Source organism: Pseudomonas sp. LB3P25, assembly GCF_054897985.1.
Genome location: NZ_CM142711.1, coordinates 4,512,396 through 4,538,019, shown reverse-complemented (window position 1 = coordinate 4,538,019; position 25,624 = coordinate 4,512,396). Strand labels below are relative to the sequence as shown.

Genomic DNA, 25,624 nt, shown 5'->3' with positions numbered 1-25,624 from the left:
GGGATCTGAGTAGCCACTCTTTTTCGCTATCTTCTATGCAAGGGATGCATAAATCGAACGTCATCAACCTACACGCTCGACGTGTTACAGCCCTCACCAAGAAGATTGGCAACAAGATGCTCGATCAAGGCACGGCCGGCACTCCGGGTTCGCGAGCCATGGGGGAAGTAGGCATGAACAGGTACGGATTCGGTCTCCCAATCGGTGAGCAGTGTGACGAGTTCACCACTTTCAAGCTCACGCCGGCACGCCCAGGCCGTTGTCGACGTGATCCCCAACCCAGCGGCCGCGGCTGCGACAGCGCCCTCATTTTCGTCGGTCGAGAAGTGAGCCTCGAGCTGAATGGTCCTGGTCTCTCCATTGCGCGTGAACATCCAGCCACTCGGAACAGTCGAGGCCGGACCTGCAATGATTCGATGTGATTGCAAGTCGTCCGGTGTGGTCGGCTCTCCAGCGGCGCGCAAGTAGGAGGGGGAGGCGAGAATGAATCTCTTGATTGTCATGATCTGACGGCTCGTTGCACTGGAATCCAAGAGCTGCCCCAGCCTTATCGCAACATCGATATTTTCGCGGACCAGATCCTGCCAGTGATCGGCGAGCAGGACCTGGATATGCAGGTTGGGATGTATTGCCGCGAACGGCGCTAAACGCGGAATGATTTCCCTGACGCCGATGCTCGTTGGCATGCTGATCCGCACGACACCACGCAGCTCTCCACCTCCGCGAACGCTCTGCTCAGCTTCTTCCACCGCTGCAAGGATGGGCTCTATGCGCGACAGAAAATCCGCCCCTGCCTCAGTGGGCACGACCGCGCGTGTCGATCTCGCCAAAAGCAGGGTGCCGAGATCGGCTTCGAGTTCGGCCACAACCCTGGAAACCTGGGATTGAGAAAGACCCACTTCGCGTGCCGCGGCCGAAAAACTGCCCAGTCGCGCCACCCTTGTGAAAAGCCTGTAGGTGAAAAGGTCCTTCATATACCTGGCACCTCCCATCAGCCAGAATGCACCTTGGGCCCGCCAGGCCCCGTTGTGTCAGGTTTTCTGGACAACTGGGGCACTATGGCCCCGGTTGCCGGCGGTGCAATGTCCCGCAGCATTGGCCTTAAGCCCCCGCTTGGTGGCACGAAAAAGGTTTGCTATTCCAGCTCATTATTAACTTCAGCCGTAAAAGGAGATGCAGCATTCGATGCTACATCCCCTTTATTTGAAGATCCGGATCAATCCTTCGGTGCGTATTGCATCTCTCCATTGCCGAACGACCAATCTTCACGCTTCACATCGATCAAACTGATCCAGACGTCCTCCTTGCGCAGTCCGGTTTTTGAATGAATTCCGTCTGCGATCGCCTTGTAGAAAGCCTTTTTCACTTCAATCGACCGACCGCCAACCCAAGTGACCTGGATGAAAACAATTCCTGGCGTGTAGGTCAGGCCGAGATAACCCTCGGGCGGGTAGACCAATTCATCCTTGGCGTGGCGAGTGATGATCTGGAATTTGTCGTGCTCAGGAACGCTGGCCGTGTTGATCATCGCCTCATAAACGACATCACCAATGGCCGCGACAGTTTCCGGTGTGGTTTGGGCAGCAACATCGATTCTGGCTAATGGCATGGGACATTCCTTACTGAATAGATAGGTAGTACGGCCGGCATAACGAAGGGCATAAAAGAGGTGAGATCAGTCGCCCTGGACTGCATTCAGAAACTCGTCGATGGTCAATGTCTCGTGGCCAAAAGTGGGGTAGGAAATCTCAAGAGCTGCGCGATGTGCCTCCTCAGTGAAATCAGCCACGGCGTCCTTAAGAAAGGTCACGTGATAACCAGCCTCCAGGGCATCTCGCCCAGTGCCTTCCACGCAGGTCTGTGACGTCAGTCCAGCAATAATGACTTTCTCGATCCCTTGCTCCTGAAGTTGCTTGTGCAAGTCAGTGCCATGAAAGGAACTGAAAATTCTGTGGTGGCTGACCACGAACTCATTGGGGCGTGGACGCAGGGGGGGGAAGAACTGTCCTCCAATGCTGCCTTTCCAAAAGACCTTGTTCTCGAGCGCTTGCTTGAAGCGGGGATGGAGGTGCTTGACGTCATCGAAGCTGTGTTCATCAAGGCCATGGGGAGAGAAGAAAATCTTCACTCCGGCGCTTCTTGCTCCCTCAAGAAGGCGTTGCAGGTTTTCCTTGAGATTCAACTGTTTCAACATGGGTTCGATCATGCCGTTCAGCTTTCCGTCGTCAGCCAGAAAATCGTTCAGAACATCGACGAGAATAAGAGCGGACGTTTCTACGGGGTAAACAGGAGTACTCATTGGGAGGCCTGCTATTCAGTTGGAACGGGGTTGGAGGACAGGTTTTTTGGATAGCTGGGGTACTACGACCCCAGCTGTCAGCGGTGCGGATTATCAGGCAGCTTCGGTATGGAAAGGATAGTCCGTGTAACCCACCTCCGTGCCACCGAAGAACGTCTCGCGGTCGTACGGGTTCAGCGGCCAGCCGTTGCGCAGGCGCTCTGGCAAGTCAGGATTGGCGATGAAGTGGCGGCCAAAAGCAACCAGGTCGGCATCGCCGGCCTCCAGGATCGCCTTCGCCGATTCACCAGCGAAGCCGCCCGCTGCAATGATGATGCCCTTGTAGTGCTGCCGGATGAGTTGGGCCGCCAGCGGATTCTGGTTCTTGCTCTCGTCCTCGACGTTGCCAGCGATGCGCGGCTCAATCAGATGCAGGTAGCCGAGATTCAGTTTGTCCAGTTCGCGCGCGACATACGTGAACAGGCCATCCGGGTCGCTGTCGGACATATCACCCCAGGTACCGCTCGGACCGAGACGAACGGCCACCCGGTTGTTTCCCCAGACGGAGGTCACGGCATCTACCGTTTCCAACAGGAACCGGCTGCGGTTTTCGAATGATCCACCATAGATGTCAGTGCGTTTGTTGCTACCGTCCTGGAGGAACTGGTCAAACAGGTAGCCGTTGGCCGAGTGCAATTCCACGCCGTCGAAACCCGCCGCAACACCGCGTTCGGCCGCGGCGCGGAAGCTGTCCACCAGCCCGCGGATTTCAGAGATAGTCAGTTCGCGCGCCGGGGTATTGGGCACCCAACCGGCTTCGGTGTAGGCCACACCGCCGTGGACCACGGCGGAAGGGGCCACCGGTTGACTGCCGTCCGGCTGCAGTTGGCTATTGGACTGTCGCCCTGCATGGTAGAGCTGCAGGAAGATTTTCCCGCCCTTGGCATGGACGGCGTCGGTCACAAGCTTCCAGCCAGCGATCTGGCTGTCGTCATACAGACCGGGAGCACCGAGGTATCCATTGCCATTGGGTGCGGCGATAGTGGCTTCGCCGATCAGCAGGCCACCGGCGGTGGTACGCTGGGCGTAGTACTCGGCCATTAACTGGCCAGGGATGTCGCCCGGCTCGGCACGCATGCGGGTAAGCGGCGCTAAAACGACGCGATGGGCAATTTGATAAGGGCCTATTTGGATATTCGTGTGCAGCTTGGACATGTCATCAATTCCTGTCTGAGGTGGGATGTGAGCAATATAGGCGCACGACGGTTGAAGAAAAATATCTCGCGATGCCGAACATTTCGGACAGTTTTTCCGTAATCCAGCGTTGTGGGGGGAGCACTATGTGGGGCTAAAAAATCGACGGTTTTGCCGACAGGAAATGTGATGGACAGCCTGAGTAGCATCTCAATGTTCGTGCAAGTTGCCGAAACGCGCAGCTTTACCGAGGCCGGTCGGCAGCTGGGGGTTTCCTCCTCGGCCGTGGGCAAGGCCATCGCCAGGATGGAAGAGCGGTTGCGTGTACGGCTGTTTCATCGCAGCACACGCAGTGTCACGCTGACTGCCGAGGGGGCCCTGTTCCTGGAGCGATGCCGCCGCATCCTGAGCGAAGTGGCCGCTGCCGAATCCGAGTTGTCAGGCCTGGCCGGCAACCCGCGTGGTCGGCTTCGCGTGGGCACGCCGCAACTGGGCGACCTGCTAATGCCGGCGTTCGACGGGTTCATGGAGCGGTATCCAGAGATCGAGCTGGATATCGATATGTCCGACCGTATGGTCGATGTGATCGAAGAAGGTTTCGACGCGGTGATTCGGACCGGCGAGCAAACCGATTCACGCTTGTCCGCGCGTCGCTTGGGTTCTTGCGCACATGTGCTGGTGGCGTCGCCCACGTATCTCAAGCGCCATGGTGTACCTGCCCATCCGCGTGAACTGGAAAGCCATTTCTGCCTGCAACACAAGTTTCCCGCAACGGGAAAGCTGGAGCGTTGGCCGCTGCAGCTCGTGGCCTCCGAGTCCGAATTGGTGCTACCCGCGACCATGACTGCGAACACCGTCGAGCCCCTTGCCTATGCCGCAATCCAGAGCAGGGGTATTGCCTTTCTGCCTACCTTCCTGGTGCGCGAAGCGCTGGAAAGCGGCCAACTGGTCACCGTGCTGGACGACTACATGGACCGCCAAGTCGTCTTCTGGATGCTGTGGCCAGCCAGCCGTTATGCCTCGCCCAAGCTGCGCGTTTTCATTGACTACATGAGTGCGCACTTGCGCATCTGATTCCTCACGCCTCCAGCCTTAGGCGCACGCCGTCGCGGTTAGAGATCTCGATGGCGTCGATCAATTCGTGCATGCGCAAGGCGTCTGCGAAGGTGGGCGCCAGGTGTGTACCGTCGCGCGCATCCTTTGCGTAGGCGGCATACAAATTGGCCAGTTCCTGCTGGCTGCCTCCCAGGTTGTTCTCTGGCAACCAGTTGTAGCGCGGCGGGACCTTGAGGGTGCGCATGGGCTGCGAGTCTCCCTGGGCCGCATCGATGATGTTGAATTCGTTGCCGAAGCTGGTGGTGTTCCAGATCTTGAGATCGCCTTGGGTGCCGGTCAGGTCCAGTTGCATGCCATAGTTATTTCGCTTCCCGGCTTCGATATGCACTGTCAGCACCGCGCCATTGGAGAAGGTTCCGTTGACCACGATCTGGTCGGCGGTCGTATGTTTTAACACTTCACCCGTCTCGATCAGTGTCACTTCCGGGAATTGGTTGACAGTGAGAGCGCTGATGCTGTCCGGATGGCCCAGCAGGGTGAACACCGCATCGAAATAGTGACCACCATAGATGGAGAGCAGGCTGGAGAAGTTCTCCGGGGGGATGGTGAAGTGCAGGGCGGCCATGCGTTCCCGCTGGAAGTATTCGACGCTGATATGCAGCCGCACCGAACGCAGTTCCCCGATGTAGCCGTCCTTTAACAGATCGCGCACGTAGCGATAGTCCGGGTTCAGTCGCCGCTGCAATCCGATGAGATGCCGAACGCCGGCTTTCTGCGCAAGCGCCATCAGTTCCTGCGACACGGCCTTGCTGGGTGTCAGCGGCCATTCGCAGTACACATCTTTGCCGGCTGCGATGGCTGCCCGCACGGTGATCTCGTGCTGCGGTGCCGTGTTAAGCACGACTACCAGGTCCACTTCCGGATGGTTCACCAGCGCTTCCACGGAATCGAGCGCAAAGCGGATGCCGTGGCGCTGCGCCAGTTGGGCGGCTTTGGCCGGGTCGCGACTGTGGACTGCCGTCAGTTCGTAGTCGGGAAGCAGCTTGAGGGCAGGTAAGTGGCCGTACTCGGCCCAATGACCGACGCCAATGAGACCCACTCGAATTTTAGATGACATGGTCATGCAAAGCTCCTGAGCTTAGTTTGAAGGGTAAGGTTGCGGTGCTGGCCGGCGGCCGGAGGCATAGGCCAAGGTCAAGGCCGCCGCCGCGCAGAAGGCACTGACGAAGCCAAGGTTGGCCAACGAGCTGTAGCGCAAAGTCAGGGAGCCGAGACCCGCACCCAGTGAGAAGCCGAGGTACATGAAGGAGGCATTGAGCGACAACACCACCGGCGCACTCGCGACGCCAGCCACACCGACCAGCGTGGTTTGCTGGGCAGGATAAAAAGCCCAGTGCGCCACGCCCCAGGCAGCGATAGCGAGGACAATCGGCACGACCACGATCTGCTTGCCGACAACGTGCGGCGCCAGTGACAAGACGATGAAGGCCGTAGTGGATGTCGCCAACGCCGGCAGGATCACTGCGCGCGGACCTTTGCGGTCTACCGCCGGGCCACTGATGGCCAGGCCGATTGCGGCTGAAACACCCCAGCCAAACAGCACGAAACCTATCGCCGGGCCATTTATGAGGGTGGTGGCTTCCAAAAGCGGAGCGAGGTAGGTGTAAGTGGTGTAGCTGGCCATCGCCCACAACGTGGTGATCAGCAACGTACGCAATACCGCTGGCTGAGCCGCGGTTGAAACGCGTTGGCGCAGGCTGGCGGTGGCAAGGCCGGCCCCTATTTCACGTGGAAGTCCCATTAGCAAACCGACGACGGCCAACGCGGAAATGATCGCGACGCTGGCGAACGTGGCACGCCAGCCCATTGCTGCACCCAGCACGGTGCCCGCCGGAACACCGAGGGCGATGGCGAGCGACAGGCCGCCGTTGACGATAGCGATGGCGCGGCCACGCTGCTCGGGTGGCACAACCACGCTGGCCAGCGCATTCGCACCGGGTACATACACCGCCGCCGCGAGTGCTAATACCACCCGCGCGGCCATCAACGACCAGTAGCCACTGGCCGCAAACGCCAGCAGATTGGCCGCCGCAAATAACGCCATGGCACCGATCAGCAGCCTGCGTCGATTCAGGTTCCCGCTCAGCGCAGCCAGCACCGGAGAGCTCAGTGCATAGGCCAGTGCAAATACAGTGACCAACTGGCCCGCCACGCCGACGCTAACGTCAAGATCTGTCGCCATGCCGGGAAGCAAACCCGCAATCATGAAGCTTTCGGTACCGACGGCAAACGTGCCTAAGGCCAGCCAATACAGCGGCCGTTTGCCCTTGATGAATTGGGTTGAGTCCATGGTGTTCCAACTGCGGAAAAGTGATGGACCCAGTGTAGGAATAGATGCAGTCGGGAAAAATTGCGCTAGAGGTCCGAACATTTCGGACGTAGATGTCCGTGATCGGGCATCTTGCGAGTAGCCGATGAGGTCGGGCCTGCTCCGCTTGGGACGATGAAGGGGGGGGCTTGCTGTCGTAGCAGTAGAAGGCGCGTGCGGCGTTATCCGACGCGCCAGTCTGTCATTTGCTGGCGTCCAGCACGACGCGGTAGCGCGCCTTGCCACTGCGCAGGTGATCGATGGCTTCGTTGACCCGGCTCATGGGAAAGTGCTCAACCTGCGGCAGGATCTGATGGCGTGCACAGAATTCCAGCATGGTCGCCGTGGTACCGGGCGAGCCGACCGGGGAGGCGGACAAGTTCTTTTGTTGGGGAAGCAGGTCGAACACGTGCACTGGAATAGCACCGGGCACTACGCCAACAAAATGCAGGCGCCCCTTGCCGTGCAGGGTGCCGAGCATGGCCGGCCAGTCAAGGTCGGCGTTGGCGGTGACCAAGAGGAAATCCAGGGTGCCGGCAATGGATTTCAGCGCATTGCTGTCGGTCGAGGCGACTACGTTGTGCGCGCCCAGGCGTCTGGCTTCGTCCTGCTTGCTCAACGACGAGGTAAAGGCCGTGACTTCGCAGCCCCAGGCGTTGAGGAAGCGTAGTGCCAGATGACCGAGGCCACCGATGCCCACCACACCGACCCGGTCAGTGGGTTTGACGTCGAATTCCACCAGCGGGTTGAACACCGTCGAGCCGGCGCAGAACAGTGGCCCGGCCATAGCCGGGTCGAGTCCGTCCGGTATCGCAAGGGCCCAGGCCCAGTGTGAACGCAGGCGGTCGGCAAAGCCCCCGTTGCTGCCGATGATGGTGGGTTGAACTGTACTGCACAGATTGTGGGAGCCTCCGATACACGAGGAGCAATGCATGCAACTGCCCTTGTACCAACCAATGCCCACCCGTTGTCCCACTTCGAGACCGCGTACCTGCGCGCCCACTCGCACGATACTGCCGACCACCTCGTGGCCGGGGATAAAGGGGTAGTGGCTAATGCCCCAGTCGTTATCGATCAGCGACTGGTCGGAGTGGCAGACGCCGCAATATTCCACGGCGACTTCCACCTCCTCGTCCCCCAATGGACCGGGATCGTAGCTATAGCGCTCCAGTGGAGCGCCGGCCGCCGTTGCGGCCCAGCCGGTGAAAGTCGTGAGTTCGGTGCTATCGCTCATTGGACACCTCCAGATCAGGAGACAGGGGCTTTGGCCGCTCAGGCGCTGCGGCGCAACCAGAGAAGTGTAGCGTGTCGCTTGCGAAGGGTAGGTTCGCCAGGACTGGCCCGCCACGCCATCGACGACCGCGCTGCCGGAGCAGGTGGCGAATGCTTGAAGGCGAGAATTGGGGAGCGAGGGCACGCGTTCAATGGTCGTCCATGGGATCTGCGGGTCAGAGGTGCATGAATACCGGGATCTGAGCCAGTTCAGCGCTTGCGGTTCGACGCAATAACTCGTCTTCGTTCTTGCAGACGGGGAAATTCCTGCTTAACTCTGAGCCTATGGTCAGTCAGTGACTAAGTGGTCACGGTAGCCATCCGGGCACCCTCGCGCTGTTGTTGTTTGTCCGTGTTGCCAGGTTAAACCCGAGGAGGCCTATGCGTTGACGCTTGAAAATCGCCCTGAATTATTAATGTATTGGCCTGGCACTTCACGGTCAGGTTCGCGTGTTCTGCTTTCTGCGATATGGCCCTGTGGACGTCCCTCACGCTGTGCGCTTAGTCCAATGGGTTCAAGGAAGAAAAAGATATGATGCCGAAAACTGCCATCGTCGAGACCTGCAAGAAGTACAAGGTTTATACCGAGCACTATCTCAACACCGCCGCTGACAAGACCATCATTCTGGTCAACGGCTCACTGGCAACAACCGCATCCTTTGCCCAAACGGTGCGTTACCTGCAGCCGCGATTCAATGTGGTTCTCTACGACCAGCCCTACGCCGGTCAGTCGAAGCAACACAACCTCCACGGCCAACCGATCCGAAAGGAAGACGAGGCAGCGATACTGCTGGAATTAATCGAACACTTTGGTGTGCACCACGTGCTGTCCTTTTCCTGGGGTGGCGCGGCTACTTTGTTGGCGCTGGCCCAGCGGCCGCGACGAATCGAGAAGGCGGTGATCAATTCATTCTCAGCGCGGATCAATACACCGATGCGCGATTACCTGGAAAGCGGCCTGAACCATCTCCAGGCCTGCGACCGCCTCAATGTCGGTCGCTTGATCAACAGCACGATCGGCAAGCACCTGCCATCGCTGTTCAAACGCTTTAATGACCGCCATATCAGCAGTCTGGCCGAACACGAGTACAGGCAGATGCATTTCCACGTCAATGAGGTGCTGACCCAAGACACCCATTGCTATGTCGCCTGTGCCAATGCCATCGAAATCCCGCTGCTGTTTGTCAACGGCGAATGGGATGAGTACACCTCGGTGGAAGACGCCCGGCTTTTTGCCGATCACGCGCCTCAGTCCCGGTTCCATACCATCAAGAACGCTGGGCACTTCCTCGATATGGAACACCCGGCGGCCTGGCATGACACCCGGCAGGCCTTGCTCGGTTTTCTGCAGCCGGTTTCCAGGACGCAGGGCCGCGTAGCCTCAGATATCCAGGTCAATCACGTATGAGTCATTAAATTGAGGGTTTTCATTGATGCCCTCTTTTGCATAGCCCCGGGCGTTGCAAATGACGCGGGTTTTGCCCACCTGGTAGTCAAAGCTCCCGTGGGTATGGCCATGCAGCCACAGTGCCGGCTGCCAGTCTTTGATCCGGTCTTCGAGGTCTGAAACATAACTCGAGTTAATCGGTGAACCCTCAAAAAACGGGCTGATGCTTAACCGTGTCGGTGCGAAATGGGAAACCACCACCGTGGGAATGGTTCTGTTGCGGGTGAAGCAGTCTTCCAGCCAGGCGACAGTCTGTAAAAAAATGAGTTGGGAAATTGCCGGGCTGAACAGGTCTGGAAAATCGGGCGAGATTTTTATGTGGGTGAAGTCCCGCATGAGCTTCGTCGCCAGATCAATACCCTGTGCCCGATCCTCTGCAGAATCAAAAAGACGATAGTCAGCCCACAGCGTGCAACCCAAAAACCGCACGCCGTTGTGGACATATTCCGAGCGTTCCAATACGTGGATCTGTGTACCTTGCGACAGCCTGTTCAAGTGCTCGTAGGTTGAGATCAAGTCACTGCCATAAAACTCGTGATTCCCTGCCACGTACACGATCGGAACAGGGCACGATTTGGCCCACTCAATGGCCGTAGTCGGTCGGGAGATGTCTCCGGCGAGGACGACAATATCGGCATCCACATCGGGAAAAGGTAACGCGTTGACGGACAAATGGATGTCTGACAGCAAGGCGATGCGCATCGATCAACTCCTACCTGTTTTGAATGGCACCCCATTCTACTGACAAGTTGATAACCCCCTGCCATCACCTTATTTTCGTTGCAGCCAGATGTGCTGGCGTTGCAGCACCGATTGAGCCGTCTCTCCCACCAGTTCGTTGTAAACGGCCGGAGCCGTGGCGCCTTCGGTGCTGATGAGCAGAATCCGTGAGTGTTCATCAATACCCACTTCAGCGGCCAGGTGTGGCGACTTGAGCAACTGGATCAACCCCGCGAGCCCGGCCACCGCCGACTCACCGGCCACCAGCGGAACGTCCCGATCACTGCCTCGCGCCAGCATGCGCATGGCGTTGACGGCATCCTCATCTTCAATCGTCATGGTTGCAGGTGCCGGTGGAGGAGACCGGCCACTGACTATTTTGCCCACGCCCGTCTCGGGCTTCTGGCTATGCATAGCCATTCTCGGATTTCCCTGCCTGTTTAATCCAGCTGGTCAGCTCGGTGACCAGTTGATTGACTTCACTGCCTTCGGGCTCGGAGGGGCGAATAATAGCGTTCCAGGCGATATCCAGGCCGTCATTCAGGGCTGCCCATGCAAGCTCTCCGCGCTCAAGGCTGGGCGTCACCAAGTCGCGTTGCAATATGCTGATTCCGTATCCCGAGCGCACCAGTTCGACGATGGCTTCAATCAATTCCACGGTAATCATTCGGCGCGGCAAAATACTCGCGGGCGCGAAGAACCGGTCATATTCCCAGCCGCTTGCGCGGTCCGTTGAATACGTCACCAGGTTATAAGTTTTGAAGTCTTCGGCATAAATGTTTTTCCTCTGCGCCAGCGGGTGATCCGTTGCCATGATCGCAATGAGGTCGTCACGGAAAAGCGGCAACTTGGCTACGCCACTAGGCACCATACCGTCATCAATAATCGATACATCGAGCCTGCCTTGCATCAGGCTGGCATAAACGTCGTTACGGGGCACGGTCACCAGTGTTATTTCGATGTCTGGACGAAGACTGGAGTAATGCTTGATAAATTTTGGAATCCAGCGAAACGGCCCGTATGAGGTGACCCCCATACGTACAAAGGCTGTGACCCCACCTGCCATGGATCTGGCCTCCGCCTCCGCTTCGTTAAGAATCGCGATGATGTCTCTTGCTGCTCGCTCCAGGCGCACACCCGCAGGGCTGAGTCGCAACTTTCCCCCTGAGCGCTCTGTCAGGGTCACGCCAAGCCGGCGTTCCGCCTCCCGCATGCGATGACTGACGGCTGAAGGCGTCAGCCATAGACGCTCGGCCACAGCGGTCACCGAATCGACTTCCGACAGGGTTTGCAGCATCACGAGGTGATCCAGGGTGAGTCTCATAGGGCACGACCTGAAAATAATTCACAAAATAGCGTAAAAATATGAGCGTGACTTGTTTTTGCCTCCGATGCAATCTGACTCCAGCAAGAGCCACCGGAGACCAATAATCATGCCTATGCTGCCTCTCACACCCGCCATAACCCTGGGCGATGTCATCGACCTCCAGCGTTATCCCATTACCGATCGAACCGACCCTGCTTATCGGGCGCTGGTCACTCATAGCCAATCATTGCTCGGGCAGGAAGGCGTCGCGATCTTCCCGGGATTTGTCCGTGATGAGCCGGTTGCGACGATGGCGGATCAAACGCTTGCACTGCACCCGCGTATGTTTCACTTCCGGGAAAACCACACGGTTTATTTCAAACCTCAAGAGGAAAGCGTTGATTCAGAGCATCCCCTGCGACGTTTGATGAAAACTGAAAAAGATACTGTCGCCTACGCGGATATTCCTGCCGACAACTTGATCAGGCAGATCTATGAATCGGACGAAGTGCTTTCTTTCATCAAAGATGTGTTGGGTCTGGACACGCTCTATCGCCATGCAGATCCGTTAGCAGCGCTTAACTTGCAGGGCTTTACGGCAGGACAGCAATTGGGTTGGCACTTTGATCGGTCCGACTTCAGCGTCACGCTGTCACTCCAGGCGGCCAGCGCCGGCGGGGATTTTGAATATGTACGCATGCTTCGCAATGAGGGCGACGACTGTTATGACGCGGTCAGGAAATTCCTTGATAACCCCGACACCCAGCAGATAGAGGTTCTGCCTCAAGTGCCTGGAACACTGACATTGTTTCGCGGCCGCTATTCACTGCATCGTGTTACGCCGGTGGTGGGTGACAGGTTAAGACTCAACGCTGTATTTGCTTATGTGGATCAGCCCAATGTCGAGTTCAGCGCCTATGCCCGTCAATTGTTCTACGGGCGTACCACGGTAGAGCCTTTGAATTAAGTTACCCAATCAACAATAAAGCTATTCACTCACTCCATCGCTTCACGTGTATGCACAGGCACCTGTCCACGTTAGATCTGATGGCACTCGCTTGCCTCTTTTGTAGCAAGCAAGAGCTCCCTGCCCCCAATACTGTTTCGGAGCGTCTGATCATGAAATACAAGAAGAACTTGCTGGCCTCGTTACTCACCTTAGGCTTACTCGTCGGTAGCGCTTCAAGTCAGGCTTCAGGGTGGTGTGAGTCAGGCAAATCGGTGAAATTTGCCGGTCTGAATTGGGAGAGCGGGATGCTCCTCACCGACATCATGATGATTGTTCTCAAGGATGGTTACGGCTGCGAAACCGACCAGTTGGTGGGTAACACCATCATTCTTGAGACCGCTCTGGCCAGCAACGACATTCAAGTATTTGGCGAAGAGTGGATGGAACGTAGCGAAGTCTGGAAGAAAGCCGCGGCCGCCGGAAAGGTCATTGCCGTTGGCTCACCGATCATCGGTGCAGTCCAGGGCTGGTACGTGCCGCGCTATGTGGTTGAGGGGGATGCTAAACGCAATAAACCCGCTCGCGCTCCAGACCTCAAGACGGTGGCCGACCTGAGCAAATACCCAGAGGTTTTTCGAGACTCGGAGGAGCCTTCCAAAGGACGTTTCTACAATTGTCCCGCGGGTTGGATTTGTGAACAGGACAATACCGAGATGCTGAAAGAATACGGTCTTGAAAGCACCTACACCAACTTTCGCCCGGGGACCGGCGCTGCACTGGATGCGGCCGTGCTCTCCAGCTACAAGCGTGGTGAACCTGTGCTGTTCTACTACTGGTCACCGACGCCGCTGATGGGGCAGATCGATGCGATAAGACTGGAAGAGAAACCGGGGGTCGACAAAAACGTCATCACTAAAGTCGGACTCTCCAAAGCTTTTCATGAGCAGGCGCCAGAACTGGTTGCGGTTCTGGAGAAGGTCAACATCCCCATCGATCTGTTGAATCAGAACCTGGCGAGGATGACCAAGGAACGCATCGAATCCCCCAAACTGGCCAGGATTTTCCTCAAGGAACACCCGGAAGTGTGGCACGCCTGGGTCAGTGAAGCCGTCGCGAAAAAAATCGACGCATCGCTCTAATCGGCAAAAGGGCAAGGACGCCTGCCCGGTGTAACGTCCCTCAGCTTCATCTGCGTAAACACAATCTCAGACCGATTTTTCTTGTTTCTACAAAGAGGCGGCCCCTCTTTGCGCCCGGGAATTATGAATATGATCAAATCACGAGCTGCCGTAGCTTTTGCAGCCAACCAACCCCTGCAAATTGTCGAAGTCGATGTGGCTGCACCACAAGCCGGGGAGGTGCTGGTGCGTATCATCGCAACCGGTGTCTGCCATACCGATGCTTTTACCCTGTCCGGCGCTGATCCTGAAGGCCTCTTTCCGGTCATTCTGGGTCACGAAGGCGGCGGTATCGTCGAGGCCATCGGCGAGGGTGTCACTTCAGTGGCGGTGGGCGATCACGTGATCCCGCTGTACACCCCGGAATGCGGGGAGTGCAAATTCTGCACGTCCGGCAAGACCAACCTCTGCCAGAAAATTCGCGCGACCCAAGGCAAAGGCCTGATGCCGGATGGCACCAGTCGTTTTTCCTACAAGGGCCAACCCATCTTTCACTACATGGGTACTTCGACGTTCTCCGAGTACACGGTACTGCCAGAAATATCGTTGGCCAAAATCCCGAAGGAAGCACCGCTAGAGAAGGTTTGCCTGCTCGGTTGCGGTGTAACGACCGGTATTGGCGCGGTGCTCAACACGGCCAAGGTGGAGGAGGGCGCCAGCGTGGCCATCTTCGGTCTTGGCGGCATCGGCCTCGCAGCCATTATCGGCGCCACCATGGCCAAGGCCGGCCGAATAATCGCGATCGATATCAACCCGGCCAAGTTCGACATCGCCAGGCAATTGGGCGCCACCGACTTCATCAATCCGAAGGACTACGACAAGCCGATCCAGGAGGTGATCGTCGAGCTGACCGAGGGTGGTGTGGATTACTCCTTCGAATGCATCGGTAACGTCAACCTGATGCGTGCGGCCCTCGAGTGCTGTCATAAGGGCTGGGGCGAGTCGGTCATTATCGGGGTCGCCGGCGCCGGCCAGGAAATCAGTACCCGACCGTTCCAGCTGGTGACCGGCCGCGTTTGGCGCGGCTCGGCATTTGGCGGGGTGAAAGGACGCAGCGAACTACCCAGCTATGTCGAGAAGTCTCAACAGGGTGAAATCCCGCTGGATATCTTCATCACTCACACCATGGGTCTGGATGACATCAACAAGGCCTTTGACCTGATGCACGAAGGCAAGAGCATTCGCACCGTTGTTCATTTCGATCGCTGACTCAACCTGCCTGGCGATAGCCGCCAGGGCGAGTCTCGCCCTGGCAAAACTGCAATACCCATCCACCACGCTTCTACTAAAGAGAACATTTAGATGACCATCTTCACTCACGTCACCGTCGGTACCAACAATCTGCAAAAAGCCCGCGACTTTTACGACAACGTACTCGGTACGCTGGGCCAAAAGCGCATTGCCGATCTTGACGACAATGGTTCAATCTGGGGGGAGAGCGCTCCCTCCTTCTTCGTCTTGAAACCGGCCAACGGCGCCCCGGCCAGTGTGGGTAACGGCGTCACCGTCAGCTTTGAAGCGCCGGATCGAGCCGCCATTGACGCGTTCCACGCCGCAGCCCTGGCCAGCGGTGGCACTGACGAAGGTGCGCCGGGCCCACGAGGCTGGGCACCCAACGCCTATGCCGCTTACGCCCGCGACCTCGACGGTAATAAGCTGGCCGCGTACTGTTTCAAGCCAGCCTAAGCTTCAGGTACGGCATCAACCGGGCCGGGTCATTCATCTTCATTACCAAGTGAATCGCCCTGAGTGTCGTCACTTTCGCTAGCCTGTTCGTGAACATGTCTATTGTTCGCGCAACAGGCTGTTTAGGAGCGCTTCGTAAGGTCTGTGGCGGGCATTCGCTGGCGTTAGTTTGACGCGTCGACAATGGACGCCAGACGCCGCTCCATAATGATCGTGCGCTCGGCCCCGTGAAATTCGTCGCGGATTTTTCGATAACCCAGCTTGAAGTAAAAGGCTTCTGCGGTGATGGAGGAAGGGACGCGCAGTACCTCGATTTTTGCTTCTTGGGCGACAGATTGAATCGTTGCCATCAACTGCCTGCCGAGTCCGCCCCCCTGATGGCTTGGGTCAACGAATACGCTGCGCACAACGTCTTGATCAAGACTGGCCGTGGCGACTACACGCTTATCGATGGTGGCGACAAAGACCTTGCGTTGGCTCAACAAGGCGCTGATGGCCTCGGTAGAAAAGCTTTTCTCTACCCGTGTGATGACGTCGGGTGGGTAGTCCAGGGCATTGGACTGGCGCAGTGATTGAATGATGACCTGGCTAATGGCTGCCGCATCGTCAGGGGTGGCGAGTCGAATCTGGTTATTCATTTGAAGACCCCAATCCTTGTGTCTTATGCCTAAACAACATCCTTCAGCCCGATCTTGAGCCAGAGTAGCCTGCGCCAGCGACTATTTGAGCTGCGCACCACGCGCCTCTAACAACGCCCGCAATACCGACCGATGGCAATGCGCTTCATCTTCGCAATAACAGCCAATGGCCAGTGACGTTTGATGGGACAACGCCGCCAACAAATCGAGCAATTGGCTGGGCGCCGGGTGGTTCATTTCGGTCTTGAATTTGCGCTTGAAGGCTTCCCACGCCTTGGCGTCTTCCGCCGCTTTGGCTTCTGCAACCAGCTCTGCACTGGGAGACAGCAGCGGCTGCCACACGTCATAAAAATCACGACTGGCAAACTCGGCCTTCGGCACGCCACGCGGCGGGCGACGCACCGTGCCCAGGCGCAGGCCTTCATTGGCGACGCGCGGTGAACCGAGTCGTACGATATGGATGGGCATGGTCGATGTGTTTCCTCTCAAATCTGGCAGAAAGCCCTGAGATTGTTCTTTTCTTATACTGAAAACCACAGACCCGGCGGGATATGGCCGATTTCTGCAGTTTGATGGAGAAATCGGCCACGCTCTACAGTCCTTTATCCGCGCGAGTTTTCGAACCACTCCAGCGCCGTGCGCCAGATGCAGATCCCCAGGAAGTAAGCCGACATCAGCAGCCAAAGCCCCATCACCATCGGGTTGATCACCGGATGGTTGACCACCAGCGACAAGCTGCACAGCAGCCAGATGGCCGTTACGGCGATGTTGATCGGCATGAACTTGCGCACGCGGAACGGGTGGAGGAACTTCATCCGGGTCACGGTCAACAGCGCCAGGCCGATGACGGTGAGAAAGGTGATCCACGGCGACGGGGCGATGATGTACAGACACAGGGCGACCACGTTCCAGGCGGCAGGGAAGCCCTGAAAGTAGTTGTCTTTGCTCTTCATATTGACGTTGCAGAAGCAAAACAGCGACGAGACCAGAATCAGCGACACGGACAGCAGCAGCGTGTAGTCCGGCAAGGGGATGTAACGATAAATGAACAGCGCGGGGATAAACACATACGTCAGGTAGTCGATGACCAGATCGAGGACCGAGCCATCGAAACTTGGCAGCACCGACTGGACATTGACCTTGCGTGCCAACGCGCCATCCAGTCCATCGACGATCAGGGCGACGCCCAGCCATAGCAGGCAGTTTGTGGCCTGGTTTTCCAGCAGGGCGAGGGTCGCGAGGAAGGCAGTGACCACGCCGGTAGCGGTAAAACCATGGGCGCCCCATGCTTTGAGCCTGGCAATGTGTAGGGTCGATATCACGGGGGCGTTCTCCAGAAAGTGAAGCAAGCCTGTTATCACCCCTTCAATGGGGGGTGTCGGCAAACCAAGTCAGGTTGCATGTATCGACCGGGAATCCGGGGATAAGGTTCACCCTCTGTAAATCTTAGCTGTGCGGCAAAAAAATACCCCGGATAAATTCGGGGTATTAAATGAAACATCGGCGCAGGGCGATACCTATTACTCAAACGTGGCGATTGCCGGATTGATCGGGTGCAGACAGGCTCAATCACAGCGCCTTGCTCATGAACACCCGACAGGTGCCTGGCGGGTCGCAGGGCACTTCCCCGAAGCGCTGCCAACCATGTTTTTCATAGAACTGCGGGGCCTGGAAACTGAGGGTATAGAGCACCGCCGAGCGGCAACCGCGACGACGGCCTTCGTCCTCGTACGCTTTGAGCAGCCGAGAACCGAGCCCGGAGCCGCGCAGTGATTCGGGCAAGTAGAACAGATCAAGAAACAGCAGACCGAGCGACGTACGGCCGGTAATACCGCCCAGCACCTGATGGGTATCCGGATCGCGGACCGTGACCGCCAGCGACTGACGGTCGTTGATTCCGGTCATCTGACCATTGAAGGCACTCAGCCCGGCGCTGAGTACGTGCTCGACTTCAGGTTCGATGACGTCGCTGACGACAATCAGGTGGCGGTCCATGTGTTCGTTGATCCTGTGGGCATCGGGTTAGCGAGGGTAGAACACTCGCAGCCGAGGGTCATCAGGGTCAAGGGCAATAAGGGTTTCATGTCAGCCAAACGGTGGTGGCGCATTTGCCGGCGAGGACTATCGTTGCCTGACTGGATCACTCCAACCGATGAGGACATCGTCATGAACACCAGCGATTTGCTCGAACAATTACTAAGGGCCGGCCAAGGCTCAATGTCGCAACAGGGTGGCGGCGGCGGTGGCGCGTCGGCCCAAGGTGGTCTCGGCGGTCTCGGTGGATTGCTCGGTGGCCTGTTGGGCGGTGGTGCCGGTTCAAGCGCCGGGGGCGGTGGCCTGGGTGGTTTGCTCGGTGGTCTGCTGGGCGGTGGCTCCGCCATGGGCGGTTCGACCCAAACCCGGTCGACCCAGACTCGCTCGGGTGGCGGCACCAACTATGCGGCGCTGGCTTCGCTCGGAATGATGGCATTCCAGGCCTATCAAGCCTGGCAACGCAGCCAGGCCTCGGCGCCGCAACAGGCACCGCGCACTGTCGACCTGTTGTCCGGCCCGGAAGTCGAGGACCACAGCCATGCGATTCTTCGTGCATTGATTGCGGCGGCCAAGGCCGATGGCCGGATTGATGACGCCGAGAAGCAGATGATCAGCACCGAAATCGGCCGCCACACGGATGACCCAGAGCTCCAGCAATGGCTGGATGACGAAGTCGCACGGCCACTGGACGCCGCCGATGTGGCGCAGTCGGCCACGGATTCCGGCATGGCGGCGGAGATGTACCTGGCCAGTGTGATGCTGGTGGACGATCAGCAAGATGCCGAACGTAGCTATCTGGATGAACTGGCTGCGGCGCTGAGTATCGATCCGGAGCTGCAAGTGCATCTGGAGCAGCAGGCCAAAGGTGGTGTGGCCTAACGATCATCACGGCCCTGCGAAGGCTAATGCCAATCAGTTTAGGAGCGACACAATCCGTAGCAGCTGGCGAAGCCTGCGTTCGGCTGCGCAGCAGTCGTAAAACATGAATTTGCGGTCTTCCTGAAACACCGCATCGTCTGATTTCACGACTGCTGCGCAGCCGAACGCAGGCTTCGCCAGCTGCTACATTACCCTGCGAAGGCCGGGTTTCAGGCGTTTTTCGGCACCAGAAACGTAACCCCGAAACTCTCGGCGATCTCCAGTATCCGCGGCAAATCCTGCGGCACTTTGAGTTGATCCAGCGCGGCAAAGAACTGACCTCCGCGCGGATCAGACACCACACCAATCATCTTCGCCGTCGCGCTGATGTTCTTGTAAGCATGAACAGTCCCACCGGGAATATGCACATAACCCCCGGGGAAAACGGTGGTGGCCTTGCCCGCAACCGTCACTTCCACCTGCCCGTCAATGACGTAGAACGCTTCGTCCCAAGGGTGAAAGTGCGCAGGCGGCCCGCCGCCTTGCACGCCTTCCTGGATATGCATTTCAAAAGGTTTACTCAGATCCCCGCCCGCAAGAATGGTGATGGCCTCACCCACGACACTGACCGGGTCGGGTTTTTTTTCGGGCTCGATGACATGAACCGTTCGCATGATTGCTCTCCGAAGGGTGAGTCCACACCCGCTGAGTATATTCACTTGATCTGGCGCCGGGTGCCGCGTCACAAGCCCGTCTGTCCGGGGGATTTCAACGCCGATGGAATTTTCTTCCGGGGGTGTCGCTCTGCTGATGTAGAGACGTGCTGATTCAGCGTCCTGCCACTGGCCTCAGACCGAGAGACACGCCCATGACTGCCCTGATACGACTTGAATCCCAGCCGGCTCACGAACGCACGATCCTGACCGCCGGCAGCATAAAAACTATCTACGAACAGTTATTGCTGAGCGACGATATCGAACACCAGCGCGCACTCGGTAAAACCTTTCTCGAGGCTCAACTTGCGCAGGCAACGGACCTGCCCGAGGACATGCCGCGAGACCTGTCGGCACTGCAAACCTTTGTCGAACAGCACTGCGCCGACGTGGCTCGCCAATACGCCGACTACCTGCAAACGCGCAAGGACGGCGGGCCGCGACAGTTCTTCACCAACAAGGCGCACGCGTTGTATTTCCTGCAAGCCGTTGCCCCGACCAAACTCGTGGACGGTGCGTGGCTGTATGGGCTGCTGCGGCACTGGCATGACCCGCGTTTTGAAGGGCTGATTTGCACCTATCTGGAAGAGCTGGGCGACGGCAACCCGGCGCAAAATCATGTGGTGATTTACCGCAAGCTGCTCGCCGAACATGGCTTGCTGGACAACGCGTTCATCCCGGACGAGCGTTACTTGCAAGGCGCGGTGCAATTGGCGCTGGGTTATTGCAGCGACGACTTTTTGCCGGAAGTGATCGGCTACAACCTCGGTTATGAACAACTGCCGCTGCATTTGCTGGTCAGCGCCTATGAACTCAGCGAGCTGGGCATCGATCCGTATTACTTCACCCTGCACGTGACCATCGACAATGCCAGCACCGGCCACGCGCAAAAGGCCGTGCAGTCGGTGCTGCAATTGTTGCCGGTGGAAGGCGACCGTGAAGACTTTCTGCGCAGGGTGGCGTTGGGTTATCGGCTCAACGATCTGGGGCAGGGCAGTCGCGCGATCATCGAGTCGTTCGACCTGTACGGCGAGTTGCTGAACATGCTTGAACGCAAGCGTCCGTTTGGTCAGCACATGCATTCCGACTACTGCCGGTTCGAAGGCAAGACCGTCAATCAATGGTTGTCGTCGCCGGAGCAGTTGCCAGGCTTCGTCATCGCGATGGAAAACAAGGGCTGGATCAAGCGTCACCAGGACCCGCAAGCCAGCCGTTTCTGGCAATTGGTCGAGGGCGACGGCGCGGCCATGTTCGGGGTGTTCAGCCCCTACGAAAAACAACTGCTGCACGACTGGATTGCCGGAGACTGGCGACCTGAGCGAGCGCCGGCCGCGGTTCGACGCGGTAGCAGTGCCGCGACCGAACCACCCGTGCCCGTCAATGACCCGGATGTCCAAAGCCTGCACGCTACACTTAAAGGGCTTGCCGCCGACGAGCAGATGCAGGTCTTGATTCCGTGGTTGTCTGCCCATCGGCATGCCCACCCCGCTGGCCTGATGGCCACGCGACGGTTCATCGAACTCAAATCCGGTTTTCGATAGGGAGCCCGTCATGAATCAGGAAGAACACCTTAGCGCCCCCGATCTGGCCTTGTTGCAACTGGGGCGCCGCTTGCAGGCCGACGGTTACCGTTTCATCACGCCAACGCCGCTGACCCATCAGCGGGTCAATGATCGCTCCTTCGGGCAAAGCGCCCGGACCCTGCGCGAAGTGTTCGGCTGGTCGCGGCCGTTTGAGCCAGGACTGTTGTCGGTGGATGAGCAGCGGCAGTTGCAACAGGCAGGCGTCCTCGAGGAATGCAATGGTCGACTGAAAAGTCATGTGCGCTGGTCAAGCCTCGATGACCTGTTGTTCGTGCATTCGGGTTACCCCACTGATGCCGCTGACGCGGTGTTCTTCGGACCCGACACTTATCGTTTTTCACAACTGATTCACGCCCATCTGCAACAGAGCTTCGCGCCGATCAGGCGCGCCGTGGACATTGGTTGCGGCGCTGGCGTCGGAGCGATTGTGATTGCCCGCGCCCGCCGTGAAGCCGAGGTGCTGGCCGTGGACATCAACCCGTTGGCGTTACGCATGACGGCGGTCAACGTCGCGCTCGCCGAGGTGGCTAACGTCAGCATCGAGGCCAGCGATGTGCTGCAGGACGTCGACGGCCACTTCGACCTGATCGTCGCCAATCCGCCCTACATGGCCGACCCGGCCGAGCGTGCTTACCGGCATGGCGGCGGGGCGCTCGGCGCGCAATTGTCGTTGCGCATTGTCGAGCAAGCCCTGCATCGATTGGCCCCCGGTGGGTCCCTGGTGCTGTACACCGGCGTGGCGATGATCGATGGTCTCGACCCGTTTCTGGATGCGGTGACCCCGTATCTGGAATCGCCGATGTTAGGCTGGACTTACCGCGAACTCGACCCTGACGTGTTCGGTGAAGAACTGTTGACCCCTGGCTATCAGCGGGTGGAACGCATTGCCGTCGTCGCATTGATCGTCACGCGTATCGGCCCGGGCATCGGGGGTACCGTTACGTCAGCCGGTGCGCCATGACCAGGGGCCTGGACGATTACAATCGCATGCGCGATTTTTCGGCGACCTCTGAACCGGCCGCCGGTAAACGTTCGGGCAAAAAAACCGCGAAAGACCATGCCTTGCAGTTCTGCATCCAGAAGCACGACGCCTCGCGCCTGCATTACGACTTTCGCCTGGAACTCGATGGCGCCCTGAAAAGCTGGGCGGTGCCCAAAGGCCCGTCACTGGACCCCAAGGTCAAGCGCCTGGCGGTCCACGTCGAAGACCATCCGATTGATTACGCCACCTTCGAGGGCAGCATTCCCGAAGGGCATTACGGTGCCGGCGACGTAATTGTCTGGGATCGGGGGGTGTGGATTCCTCAGGACGATCCGGCCGAGGCGTACGCCAAGGGCAAGCTCAAATTCGAGCTAAAGGGCGAGAAACTCGGCGGCCTGTGGAACCTGGTGCGCACGCACATGCCGGGCAAGCAGGAGCAATGGTTTCTGATCAAGCATCAGGACGGCGCGGCCAAACCCGAAAGCGATTACGACGTGGTCGCCGCCGAACCCGACAGCGTGCTCAGTGATCGGACCATCGTGGCCAAAAAGCCGAAGACCGCTGCCAAACCCAAACCCGTCAAAAAACCCGCCACCCCGGCGCGCAAGGAAAAGTCGGCGCCATTGACGGGCGCCCGCAAAGCCAAATTGCCGGAGCTGCTCAAACCGGAACTGGCGACGCTGGTCGAAAAGGCCCCGGGCGGCGAGTGGAGCTATGAGATCAAGTTCGATGGCTATCGAATCATGGCGCGCATCGACCACGACGAAATCAAGCTGTTCACCCGCAACGGTCACGACTGGACCCACAAACTGCCCAGACAAGCCGAGGCGTTGGCGGCACTGGGTCTCGAATCCGCCTGGCTCGACGGGGAAATGGTGGTTGCCGACGAGCAGGGCGTGCCGGACTTCCAGGCCTTGCAAAATGCCTTCGACTCGGGCCGCAGCGGCAACATTGTCTACTACCTGTTCGACATGCCTTACCTCAACGGCGTGGACCTGCGCGAGGTGCCGGTCGAAGAGCGAAGGGTTGCGCTGTCGACCGTGCTCAACCCCAACAAAGACCCGCTGCTGCGCTTCTCCGATGCCTTTAGTGAAGAACCGGAAGCCCTGCTCAACAGCGCCTGCCAAATGCAGATGGAAGGGCTGATCGGCAAGCGTTTGGGCTCGCCTTACGTGTCGCGACGCAGCAGCGACTGGATCAAGCTCAAGTGCAAGCATCGGCAGGAATTTGTGGTCGTCGGCTTCACCGACCCGAAAGGCTCGCGCAATGCCTTCGGTGCGCTGCTGCTGGGTTTACATGACCGCGACAGCGGTGAGTTGCGTTACGCGGGCAAGGTCGGAACGGGGTTCAACGAGACGACGCTCAAGCGCATTTACGAGCAACTGAAACCGTTGCAGACCAAAAAGATTTCAGTGGTCAACCCGCCGAGCGGTTTTGACGCCAAGGGTGTGCACTGGCTCAAGCCCACGCTGCTGGCAGAGGTCGCTTATGCCGAAATGACCAAAGATGGTTCAGTCCGTCATGCGGTGTTCCATGGCCTGCGTGACGACAAACCTGCCGAAGACATTACCGAGGAGCGTCCGAAAGCCGTGAAGACTTCAGCCGCGAAAAAAACCACTGCCGAAAAACCTTCCACCCCTGCCAAAAAGAAAGCTGCGCCCGCACCCTCACAAATCGGCCTGGGCGAGGGCAAGGTCCGCATCACTCACCCGGACCGGGTCATCGACGCCAGCAGCGGAACCACCAAAGTGCAACTGGCGGAGTATTACGCGAGCGTCGCCGAATGGATTTTGCCCGAGCTCAAGGACCGACCCGTGGCGCTGGTGCGCGCGCCGGACGGCATTGCCGGCGAACTGTTTTTCCAGAAGAACGCCGAGCGCCTGGCCATTCCGGGAATCACCACCCTGGACAAGGCACTCACCGGCCAACCGGTGATGATCATCAACAACGCCGAAGCCCTGGTCGGCGCCGTGCAGATGAGCACCGTCGAGCTGCACACCTGGAACGCCACCTCGGACAACCTCGACAAACCCGACCGCTTCGTCCTCGACCTCGACCCGGACCCGGCGCTGCCCTGGAAAAGCATGGTCGAGGCGACTCAACTGACCCTCTCGGTACTCGATGAACTGGGGCTCAAGGCGTTCCTCAAGACCAGCGGCGGCAAGGGTATTCATCTGGTGGTGCCACTGACCCGCAAGCTGGGCTGGGATGAGGTGAAAGACTTCAGCCACGCGATTGTCAGCCACATGGCCAAGTTGCTGCCGGAGCGTTTTTCCGCCGTGTCGGGACCGAAGAACCGGGTCGGGCGGATCTTCATCGATTACCTGCGCAACGGCCTTGGCGCCACGACCATCTGCGCCTACGCCGTGCGCACCCGCGAAGGGCTGCCGGTGTCGGTGCCGATCTTTCGGGAGGAGGTGGGCGAGCTCAAGGGTGGCAATCAGTGGAACGTGCACACTGTGCATGAACGCCTGGCCGAGGTCGGTGATGAGCCTTGGAAGGATTTGAAGAAAACCCGGCAGTCGATCACCGCCGAAATGCGGCGGCGGGTCGGGATGAAAAAATAGCCATACACACCCTTGTGGGAGCACGGCTTGCCGGCGATGGCGTTCTCAAGGGCGCCATCGCCGGCAAGCCGTGCTCCTACAAAAAGCAATCGGACTATTTGATAAATGCCTGTAGATCACTGGTCAGCTTGTCGATCGCCACTTTGAAATCCTTGGTGGTGATCTTCTGGCTGGCGTTTTCCAGTGTGCTGCCGAAGACTTTGCGCACGACTTTGGCCACGGTCTGGTTGTTGCTGGCATCGATAAACTCGGCCTCGATGAACAGGGTGGTGTCCTGATCGCGATGACCACTGGCAGCGGAAACACCCCCCACGACGGCGGCAACCGGCACCACTTCATACCACTTCATGCCTTCGTTTTCGGCATTCACCCCGGTGATCGCCGCGCGCATGATCAAGGTTTTTGAACCGGCCGGCGCTGATTTCGCGCTCGACACCACCCGATATTTCTGGCCCAGCACGCCTTTGGCCTTGCTGGTCATGTAGCTCTGCAACTCGTCCAGGGTTTGCCGGTTAACCCGCTCATTGGGCTGGGGCGCCGGGTAGAGCTCCAGCTTGTTGAAGGCCACGGTGTTGTAGGCATCTGGATTCCAGGACGGACTCACCCAGCGCATGGCTGTTTCGCCGCTGGTGGTGGTGACCTGCTGCAAGTTGTTGTAGTTGGACAGGAAGCCGGAATACTGCTCACGCTCGGTGACCTTCGAGGTGCAACCGCCGAGCAGCAGGCTGGCCAGCGCAGCGCCAATAAACAGTTTTCGGGACAAGTTCATAGTGGTGTGTGCTCCATGGATTAGTC

General features: G+C 58.4%; 25 protein-coding genes and 1 pseudogene. 10 read left to right on the top strand and 16 right to left on the bottom strand.

What is annotated here, in order from left to right; genetic code table 11:
- Window positions 1-68 precede the first annotated feature (68 nt).
- The 4 genes from ACYZTW_RS20675 to ACYZTW_RS20660 all read right to left on the bottom strand — a co-directional run bounded on the left by ACYZTW_RS20675 (window position 69) and on the right by ACYZTW_RS20660 (window position 3,493).
- Window positions 69-974, bottom strand: a complete 906-nt coding sequence (locus ACYZTW_RS20675) for a LysR family transcriptional regulator (RefSeq protein ID WP_462001574.1) — start codon at window positions 972-974, stop codon at window positions 69-71.
- Window positions 975-1,216: 242 nt separating this feature from the next.
- Entirely contained in the window at window positions 1,217-1,609 is a 393-nt protein-coding gene (locus ACYZTW_RS20670) for a tautomerase family protein (RefSeq protein ID WP_462001573.1), read from the bottom strand.
- A 66-nt stretch (window positions 1,610-1,675) separates the two neighbouring features.
- Entirely contained in the window at window positions 1,676-2,299 is a 624-nt protein-coding gene (locus tag ACYZTW_RS20665; protein ID WP_462001572.1) for a cysteine hydrolase family protein, read from the bottom strand.
- Between the two features lie 93 nt (window positions 2,300-2,392).
- Complete coding sequence (locus tag ACYZTW_RS20660; RefSeq protein ID WP_462001571.1) at window positions 2,393-3,493, bottom strand: alkene reductase; 1,101 nt, start codon at window positions 3,491-3,493, stop codon at window positions 2,393-2,395.
- Window positions 3,494-3,661: 168 nt separating this feature from the next.
- Here ACYZTW_RS20660 and ACYZTW_RS20655 point away from each other — a divergent pair, with 168 nt between their 5' ends.
- On the top strand, window positions 3,662-4,546 hold the full coding sequence (locus tag ACYZTW_RS20655) for a LysR family transcriptional regulator (protein WP_462001570.1): 885 nt from the start codon (window positions 3,662-3,664) through the stop codon (window positions 4,544-4,546).
- Window positions 4,547-4,550: 4 nt separating this feature from the next.
- Here ACYZTW_RS20655 and ACYZTW_RS20650 read toward each other — a convergent pair whose 3' ends face one another.
- The 3 genes from ACYZTW_RS20650 to ahr all read right to left on the bottom strand — a co-directional run bounded on the left by ACYZTW_RS20650 (window position 4,551) and on the right by ahr (window position 8,130).
- Entirely contained in the window at window positions 4,551-5,651 is a 1,101-nt protein-coding gene (locus ACYZTW_RS20650; RefSeq protein ID WP_462001569.1) for a Gfo/Idh/MocA family protein, read from the bottom strand.
- A 15-nt stretch (window positions 5,652-5,666) separates the two neighbouring features.
- Window positions 5,667-6,878 (bottom strand): MFS transporter, encoded by a 1,212-nt coding sequence (locus tag ACYZTW_RS20645; protein WP_462001568.1) that lies wholly within the window; start codon window positions 6,876-6,878, stop codon window positions 5,667-5,669.
- A 220-nt stretch (window positions 6,879-7,098) separates the two neighbouring features.
- On the bottom strand, window positions 7,099-8,130 hold the full coding sequence (ahr, locus tag ACYZTW_RS20640) for an NADPH-dependent aldehyde reductase Ahr (RefSeq protein ID WP_462001567.1): 1,032 nt from the start codon (window positions 8,128-8,130) through the stop codon (window positions 7,099-7,101).
- A 570-nt stretch (window positions 8,131-8,700) separates the two neighbouring features.
- Between ahr and ACYZTW_RS20635 the strand changes: the two genes are divergently transcribed.
- A complete protein-coding gene (locus ACYZTW_RS20635; protein ID WP_462001566.1) occupies window positions 8,701-9,576 on the top strand; it encodes an alpha/beta fold hydrolase in 876 nt (291 codons plus the stop codon).
- Here ACYZTW_RS20635 and ACYZTW_RS20630 read toward each other — a convergent pair.
- The 3 genes and pseudogenes from ACYZTW_RS20630 to ACYZTW_RS20620 all read right to left on the bottom strand — a co-directional run bounded on the left by ACYZTW_RS20630 (window position 9,550) and on the right by ACYZTW_RS20620 (window position 11,659).
- Window positions 9,550-10,317 carry a metallophosphoesterase gene (locus tag ACYZTW_RS20630; RefSeq protein ID WP_462001565.1) on the bottom strand — a complete coding sequence of 256 codons (768 nt, stop codon included), beginning with the start codon at window positions 10,315-10,317 and terminating at the stop codon, window positions 9,550-9,552. The genes ACYZTW_RS20635 and ACYZTW_RS20630 overlap by 27 nt on opposite strands.
- 69 nt (window positions 10,318-10,386) lie before the next feature.
- Window positions 10,387-10,674: pseudogene (locus ACYZTW_RS20625) on the bottom strand (diaminopropionate ammonia-lyase); the annotation flags it as partial.
- A 67-nt stretch (window positions 10,675-10,741) separates the two neighbouring features.
- On the bottom strand, window positions 10,742-11,659 hold the full coding sequence (locus ACYZTW_RS20620) for a LysR family transcriptional regulator (protein WP_462001564.1): 918 nt from the start codon (window positions 11,657-11,659) through the stop codon (window positions 10,742-10,744).
- A gap of 109 nt (window positions 11,660-11,768) precedes the next feature.
- Between ACYZTW_RS20620 and ACYZTW_RS20615 the strand changes: the two genes are divergently transcribed.
- From ACYZTW_RS20615 to ACYZTW_RS20600, 4 genes are all read left to right on the top strand, one after another.
- Window positions 11,769-12,608: a HalD/BesD family halogenase gene (locus ACYZTW_RS20615; RefSeq protein WP_462001563.1), complete on the top strand. Its 840-nt coding sequence runs from the start codon at window positions 11,769-11,771 to the stop codon at window positions 12,606-12,608.
- 152 nt (window positions 12,609-12,760) lie between these two features.
- Window positions 12,761-13,729: an ABC transporter substrate-binding protein gene (locus tag ACYZTW_RS20610; protein WP_462001562.1), complete on the top strand. Its 969-nt coding sequence runs from the start codon at window positions 12,761-12,763 to the stop codon at window positions 13,727-13,729.
- Window positions 13,730-13,858: 129 nt separating this feature from the next.
- Window positions 13,859-14,977 carry an S-(hydroxymethyl)glutathione dehydrogenase/class III alcohol dehydrogenase gene (locus ACYZTW_RS20605; protein WP_462001561.1) on the top strand — a complete coding sequence of 373 codons (1,119 nt, stop codon included), beginning with the start codon at window positions 13,859-13,861 and terminating at the stop codon, window positions 14,975-14,977.
- Between the two features lie 93 nt (window positions 14,978-15,070).
- A complete protein-coding gene (locus ACYZTW_RS20600) occupies window positions 15,071-15,454 on the top strand; it encodes a VOC family protein (RefSeq protein ID WP_462001560.1) in 384 nt (127 codons plus the stop codon).
- A gap of 164 nt (window positions 15,455-15,618) precedes the next feature.
- On the opposite strand, the gene ACYZTW_RS20595 is transcribed toward ACYZTW_RS20600, so the two are convergent.
- The 4 genes from ACYZTW_RS20595 to ACYZTW_RS20580 all read right to left on the bottom strand — a co-directional run bounded on the left by ACYZTW_RS20595 (window position 15,619) and on the right by ACYZTW_RS20580 (window position 18,087).
- Entirely contained in the window at window positions 15,619-16,092 is a 474-nt protein-coding gene (locus tag ACYZTW_RS20595) for a GNAT family N-acetyltransferase (protein ID WP_462001559.1), read from the bottom strand.
- An 81-nt stretch (window positions 16,093-16,173) separates the two neighbouring features.
- On the bottom strand, window positions 16,174-16,560 hold the full coding sequence (locus tag ACYZTW_RS20590; RefSeq protein ID WP_462001558.1) for a DUF488 domain-containing protein: 387 nt from the start codon (window positions 16,558-16,560) through the stop codon (window positions 16,174-16,176).
- A 134-nt stretch (window positions 16,561-16,694) separates the two neighbouring features.
- On the bottom strand, window positions 16,695-17,414 hold the full coding sequence (gene pcsA, locus ACYZTW_RS20585; RefSeq protein WP_462001557.1) for a phosphatidylcholine synthase: 720 nt from the start codon (window positions 17,412-17,414) through the stop codon (window positions 16,695-16,697).
- Window positions 17,415-17,661: 247 nt separating this feature from the next.
- Window positions 17,662-18,087: a GNAT family N-acetyltransferase gene (locus tag ACYZTW_RS20580; RefSeq protein ID WP_462001556.1), complete on the bottom strand. Its 426-nt coding sequence runs from the start codon at window positions 18,085-18,087 to the stop codon at window positions 17,662-17,664.
- A 171-nt stretch (window positions 18,088-18,258) separates the two neighbouring features.
- Here ACYZTW_RS20580 and ACYZTW_RS20575 point away from each other — a divergent pair, with 171 nt between their 5' ends.
- The gene (locus ACYZTW_RS20575) at window positions 18,259-19,005 is read left to right on the top strand and encodes a tellurite resistance TerB family protein (protein WP_462001555.1); all 747 of its coding nucleotides are present in this window, start codon (window positions 18,259-18,261) and stop codon (window positions 19,003-19,005) included.
- A 209-nt stretch (window positions 19,006-19,214) separates the two neighbouring features.
- On the opposite strand, the gene ACYZTW_RS20570 is transcribed toward ACYZTW_RS20575, so the two are convergent.
- Complete coding sequence (locus tag ACYZTW_RS20570; protein ID WP_462001554.1) at window positions 19,215-19,658, bottom strand: cupin domain-containing protein; 444 nt, start codon at window positions 19,656-19,658, stop codon at window positions 19,215-19,217.
- 194 nt (window positions 19,659-19,852) lie between these two features.
- Between ACYZTW_RS20570 and ACYZTW_RS20565 the strand changes: the two genes are divergently transcribed.
- Genes ACYZTW_RS20565 through ligD form a run of 3 tightly spaced genes read left to right on the top strand, consistent with a single transcriptional unit; the run spans window position 19,853 to window position 24,829 of the window.
- Complete coding sequence (locus ACYZTW_RS20565) at window positions 19,853-21,238, top strand: iron-containing redox enzyme family protein (RefSeq protein ID WP_462001553.1); 1,386 nt, start codon at window positions 19,853-19,855, stop codon at window positions 21,236-21,238.
- A gap of 10 nt (window positions 21,239-21,248) precedes the next feature.
- Window positions 21,249-22,241, top strand: a complete 993-nt coding sequence (locus tag ACYZTW_RS20560) for a methyltransferase (RefSeq protein ID WP_462001552.1) — start codon at window positions 21,249-21,251, stop codon at window positions 22,239-22,241.
- A complete protein-coding gene (gene ligD / locus ACYZTW_RS20555; protein ID WP_462001551.1) occupies window positions 22,238-24,829 on the top strand; it encodes a DNA ligase D in 2,592 nt (863 codons plus the stop codon). Before ACYZTW_RS20560 ends, ligD begins: the two co-directional genes overlap by 4 nt.
- 94 nt (window positions 24,830-24,923) lie before the next feature.
- On the opposite strand, the gene ACYZTW_RS20550 is transcribed toward ligD, so the two are convergent.
- Window positions 24,924-25,598: a DUF3313 domain-containing protein gene (locus ACYZTW_RS20550; RefSeq protein ID WP_462001550.1), complete on the bottom strand. Its 675-nt coding sequence runs from the start codon at window positions 25,596-25,598 to the stop codon at window positions 24,924-24,926.
- Window positions 25,599-25,624 lie beyond the last annotated feature (26 nt).

What these genes read in the sequence shown, in the direction of transcription:
- ACYZTW_RS20650 (WP_462001569.1), bottom strand. Translation starts at nt 5,651, where the DNA reads ATGACCATGTCATCTAAAATTCGAGTGGGTCTCATTGGCGTCGGTCAT.
- ACYZTW_RS20580 (WP_462001556.1), bottom strand. Translation starts at nt 18,087, where the DNA reads ATGGACCGCCACCTGATTGTCGTCAGCGACGTCATCGAACCTGAAGTC.
- ACYZTW_RS20665 (WP_462001572.1), bottom strand. Translation starts at nt 2,299, where the DNA reads ATGAGTACTCCTGTTTACCCCGTAGAAACGTCCGCTCTTATTCTCGTC.
- ACYZTW_RS20595 (WP_462001559.1), bottom strand. Translation starts at nt 16,092, where the DNA reads ATGAATAACCAGATTCGACTCGCCACCCCTGACGATGCGGCAGCCATT.
- ACYZTW_RS20550 (WP_462001550.1), bottom strand. Translation starts at nt 25,598, where the DNA reads ATGAACTTGTCCCGAAAACTGTTTATTGGCGCTGCGCTGGCCAGCCTG.
- ahr (WP_462001567.1), bottom strand. Translation starts at nt 8,130, where the DNA reads ATGAGCGATAGCACCGAACTCACGACTTTCACCGGCTGGGCCGCAACG.
- ACYZTW_RS20560 (WP_462001552.1), top strand. Translation starts at nt 21,249, where the DNA reads ATGAATCAGGAAGAACACCTTAGCGCCCCCGATCTGGCCTTGTTGCAA.
- ACYZTW_RS20570 (WP_462001554.1), bottom strand. Translation starts at nt 19,658, where the DNA reads ATGCGAACGGTTCATGTCATCGAGCCCGAAAAAAAACCCGACCCGGTC.
- ACYZTW_RS20675 (WP_462001574.1), bottom strand. Translation starts at nt 974, where the DNA reads ATGAAGGACCTTTTCACCTACAGGCTTTTCACAAGGGTGGCGCGACTG.
- ACYZTW_RS20590 (WP_462001558.1), bottom strand. Translation starts at nt 16,560, where the DNA reads ATGCCCATCCATATCGTACGACTCGGTTCACCGCGCGTCGCCAATGAA.
- ACYZTW_RS20620 (WP_462001564.1), bottom strand. Translation starts at nt 11,659, where the DNA reads ATGAGACTCACCCTGGATCACCTCGTGATGCTGCAAACCCTGTCGGAA.
- ACYZTW_RS20600 (WP_462001560.1), top strand. Translation starts at nt 15,071, where the DNA reads ATGACCATCTTCACTCACGTCACCGTCGGTACCAACAATCTGCAAAAA.
- ACYZTW_RS20630 (WP_462001565.1), bottom strand. Translation starts at nt 10,317, where the DNA reads ATGCGCATCGCCTTGCTGTCAGACATCCATTTGTCCGTCAACGCGTTA.
- ACYZTW_RS20605 (WP_462001561.1), top strand. Translation starts at nt 13,859, where the DNA reads ATGATCAAATCACGAGCTGCCGTAGCTTTTGCAGCCAACCAACCCCTG.
- ACYZTW_RS20635 (WP_462001566.1), top strand. Translation starts at nt 8,701, where the DNA reads ATGATGCCGAAAACTGCCATCGTCGAGACCTGCAAGAAGTACAAGGTT.
- ACYZTW_RS20670 (WP_462001573.1), bottom strand. Translation starts at nt 1,609, where the DNA reads ATGCCATTAGCCAGAATCGATGTTGCTGCCCAAACCACACCGGAAACT.
- ACYZTW_RS20660 (WP_462001571.1), bottom strand. Translation starts at nt 3,493, where the DNA reads ATGTCCAAGCTGCACACGAATATCCAAATAGGCCCTTATCAAATTGCC.
- ACYZTW_RS20610 (WP_462001562.1), top strand. Translation starts at nt 12,761, where the DNA reads ATGAAATACAAGAAGAACTTGCTGGCCTCGTTACTCACCTTAGGCTTA.
- ACYZTW_RS20565 (WP_462001553.1), top strand. Translation starts at nt 19,853, where the DNA reads ATGACTGCCCTGATACGACTTGAATCCCAGCCGGCTCACGAACGCACG.
- ACYZTW_RS20655 (WP_462001570.1), top strand. Translation starts at nt 3,662, where the DNA reads ATGGACAGCCTGAGTAGCATCTCAATGTTCGTGCAAGTTGCCGAAACG.
- ACYZTW_RS20615 (WP_462001563.1), top strand. Translation starts at nt 11,769, where the DNA reads ATGCCTATGCTGCCTCTCACACCCGCCATAACCCTGGGCGATGTCATC.
- ACYZTW_RS20645 (WP_462001568.1), bottom strand. Translation starts at nt 6,878, where the DNA reads ATGGACTCAACCCAATTCATCAAGGGCAAACGGCCGCTGTATTGGCTG.
- ACYZTW_RS20575 (WP_462001555.1), top strand. Translation starts at nt 18,259, where the DNA reads ATGAACACCAGCGATTTGCTCGAACAATTACTAAGGGCCGGCCAAGGC.
- ligD (WP_462001551.1), top strand. Translation starts at nt 22,238, where the DNA reads ATGACCAGGGGCCTGGACGATTACAATCGCATGCGCGATTTTTCGGCG.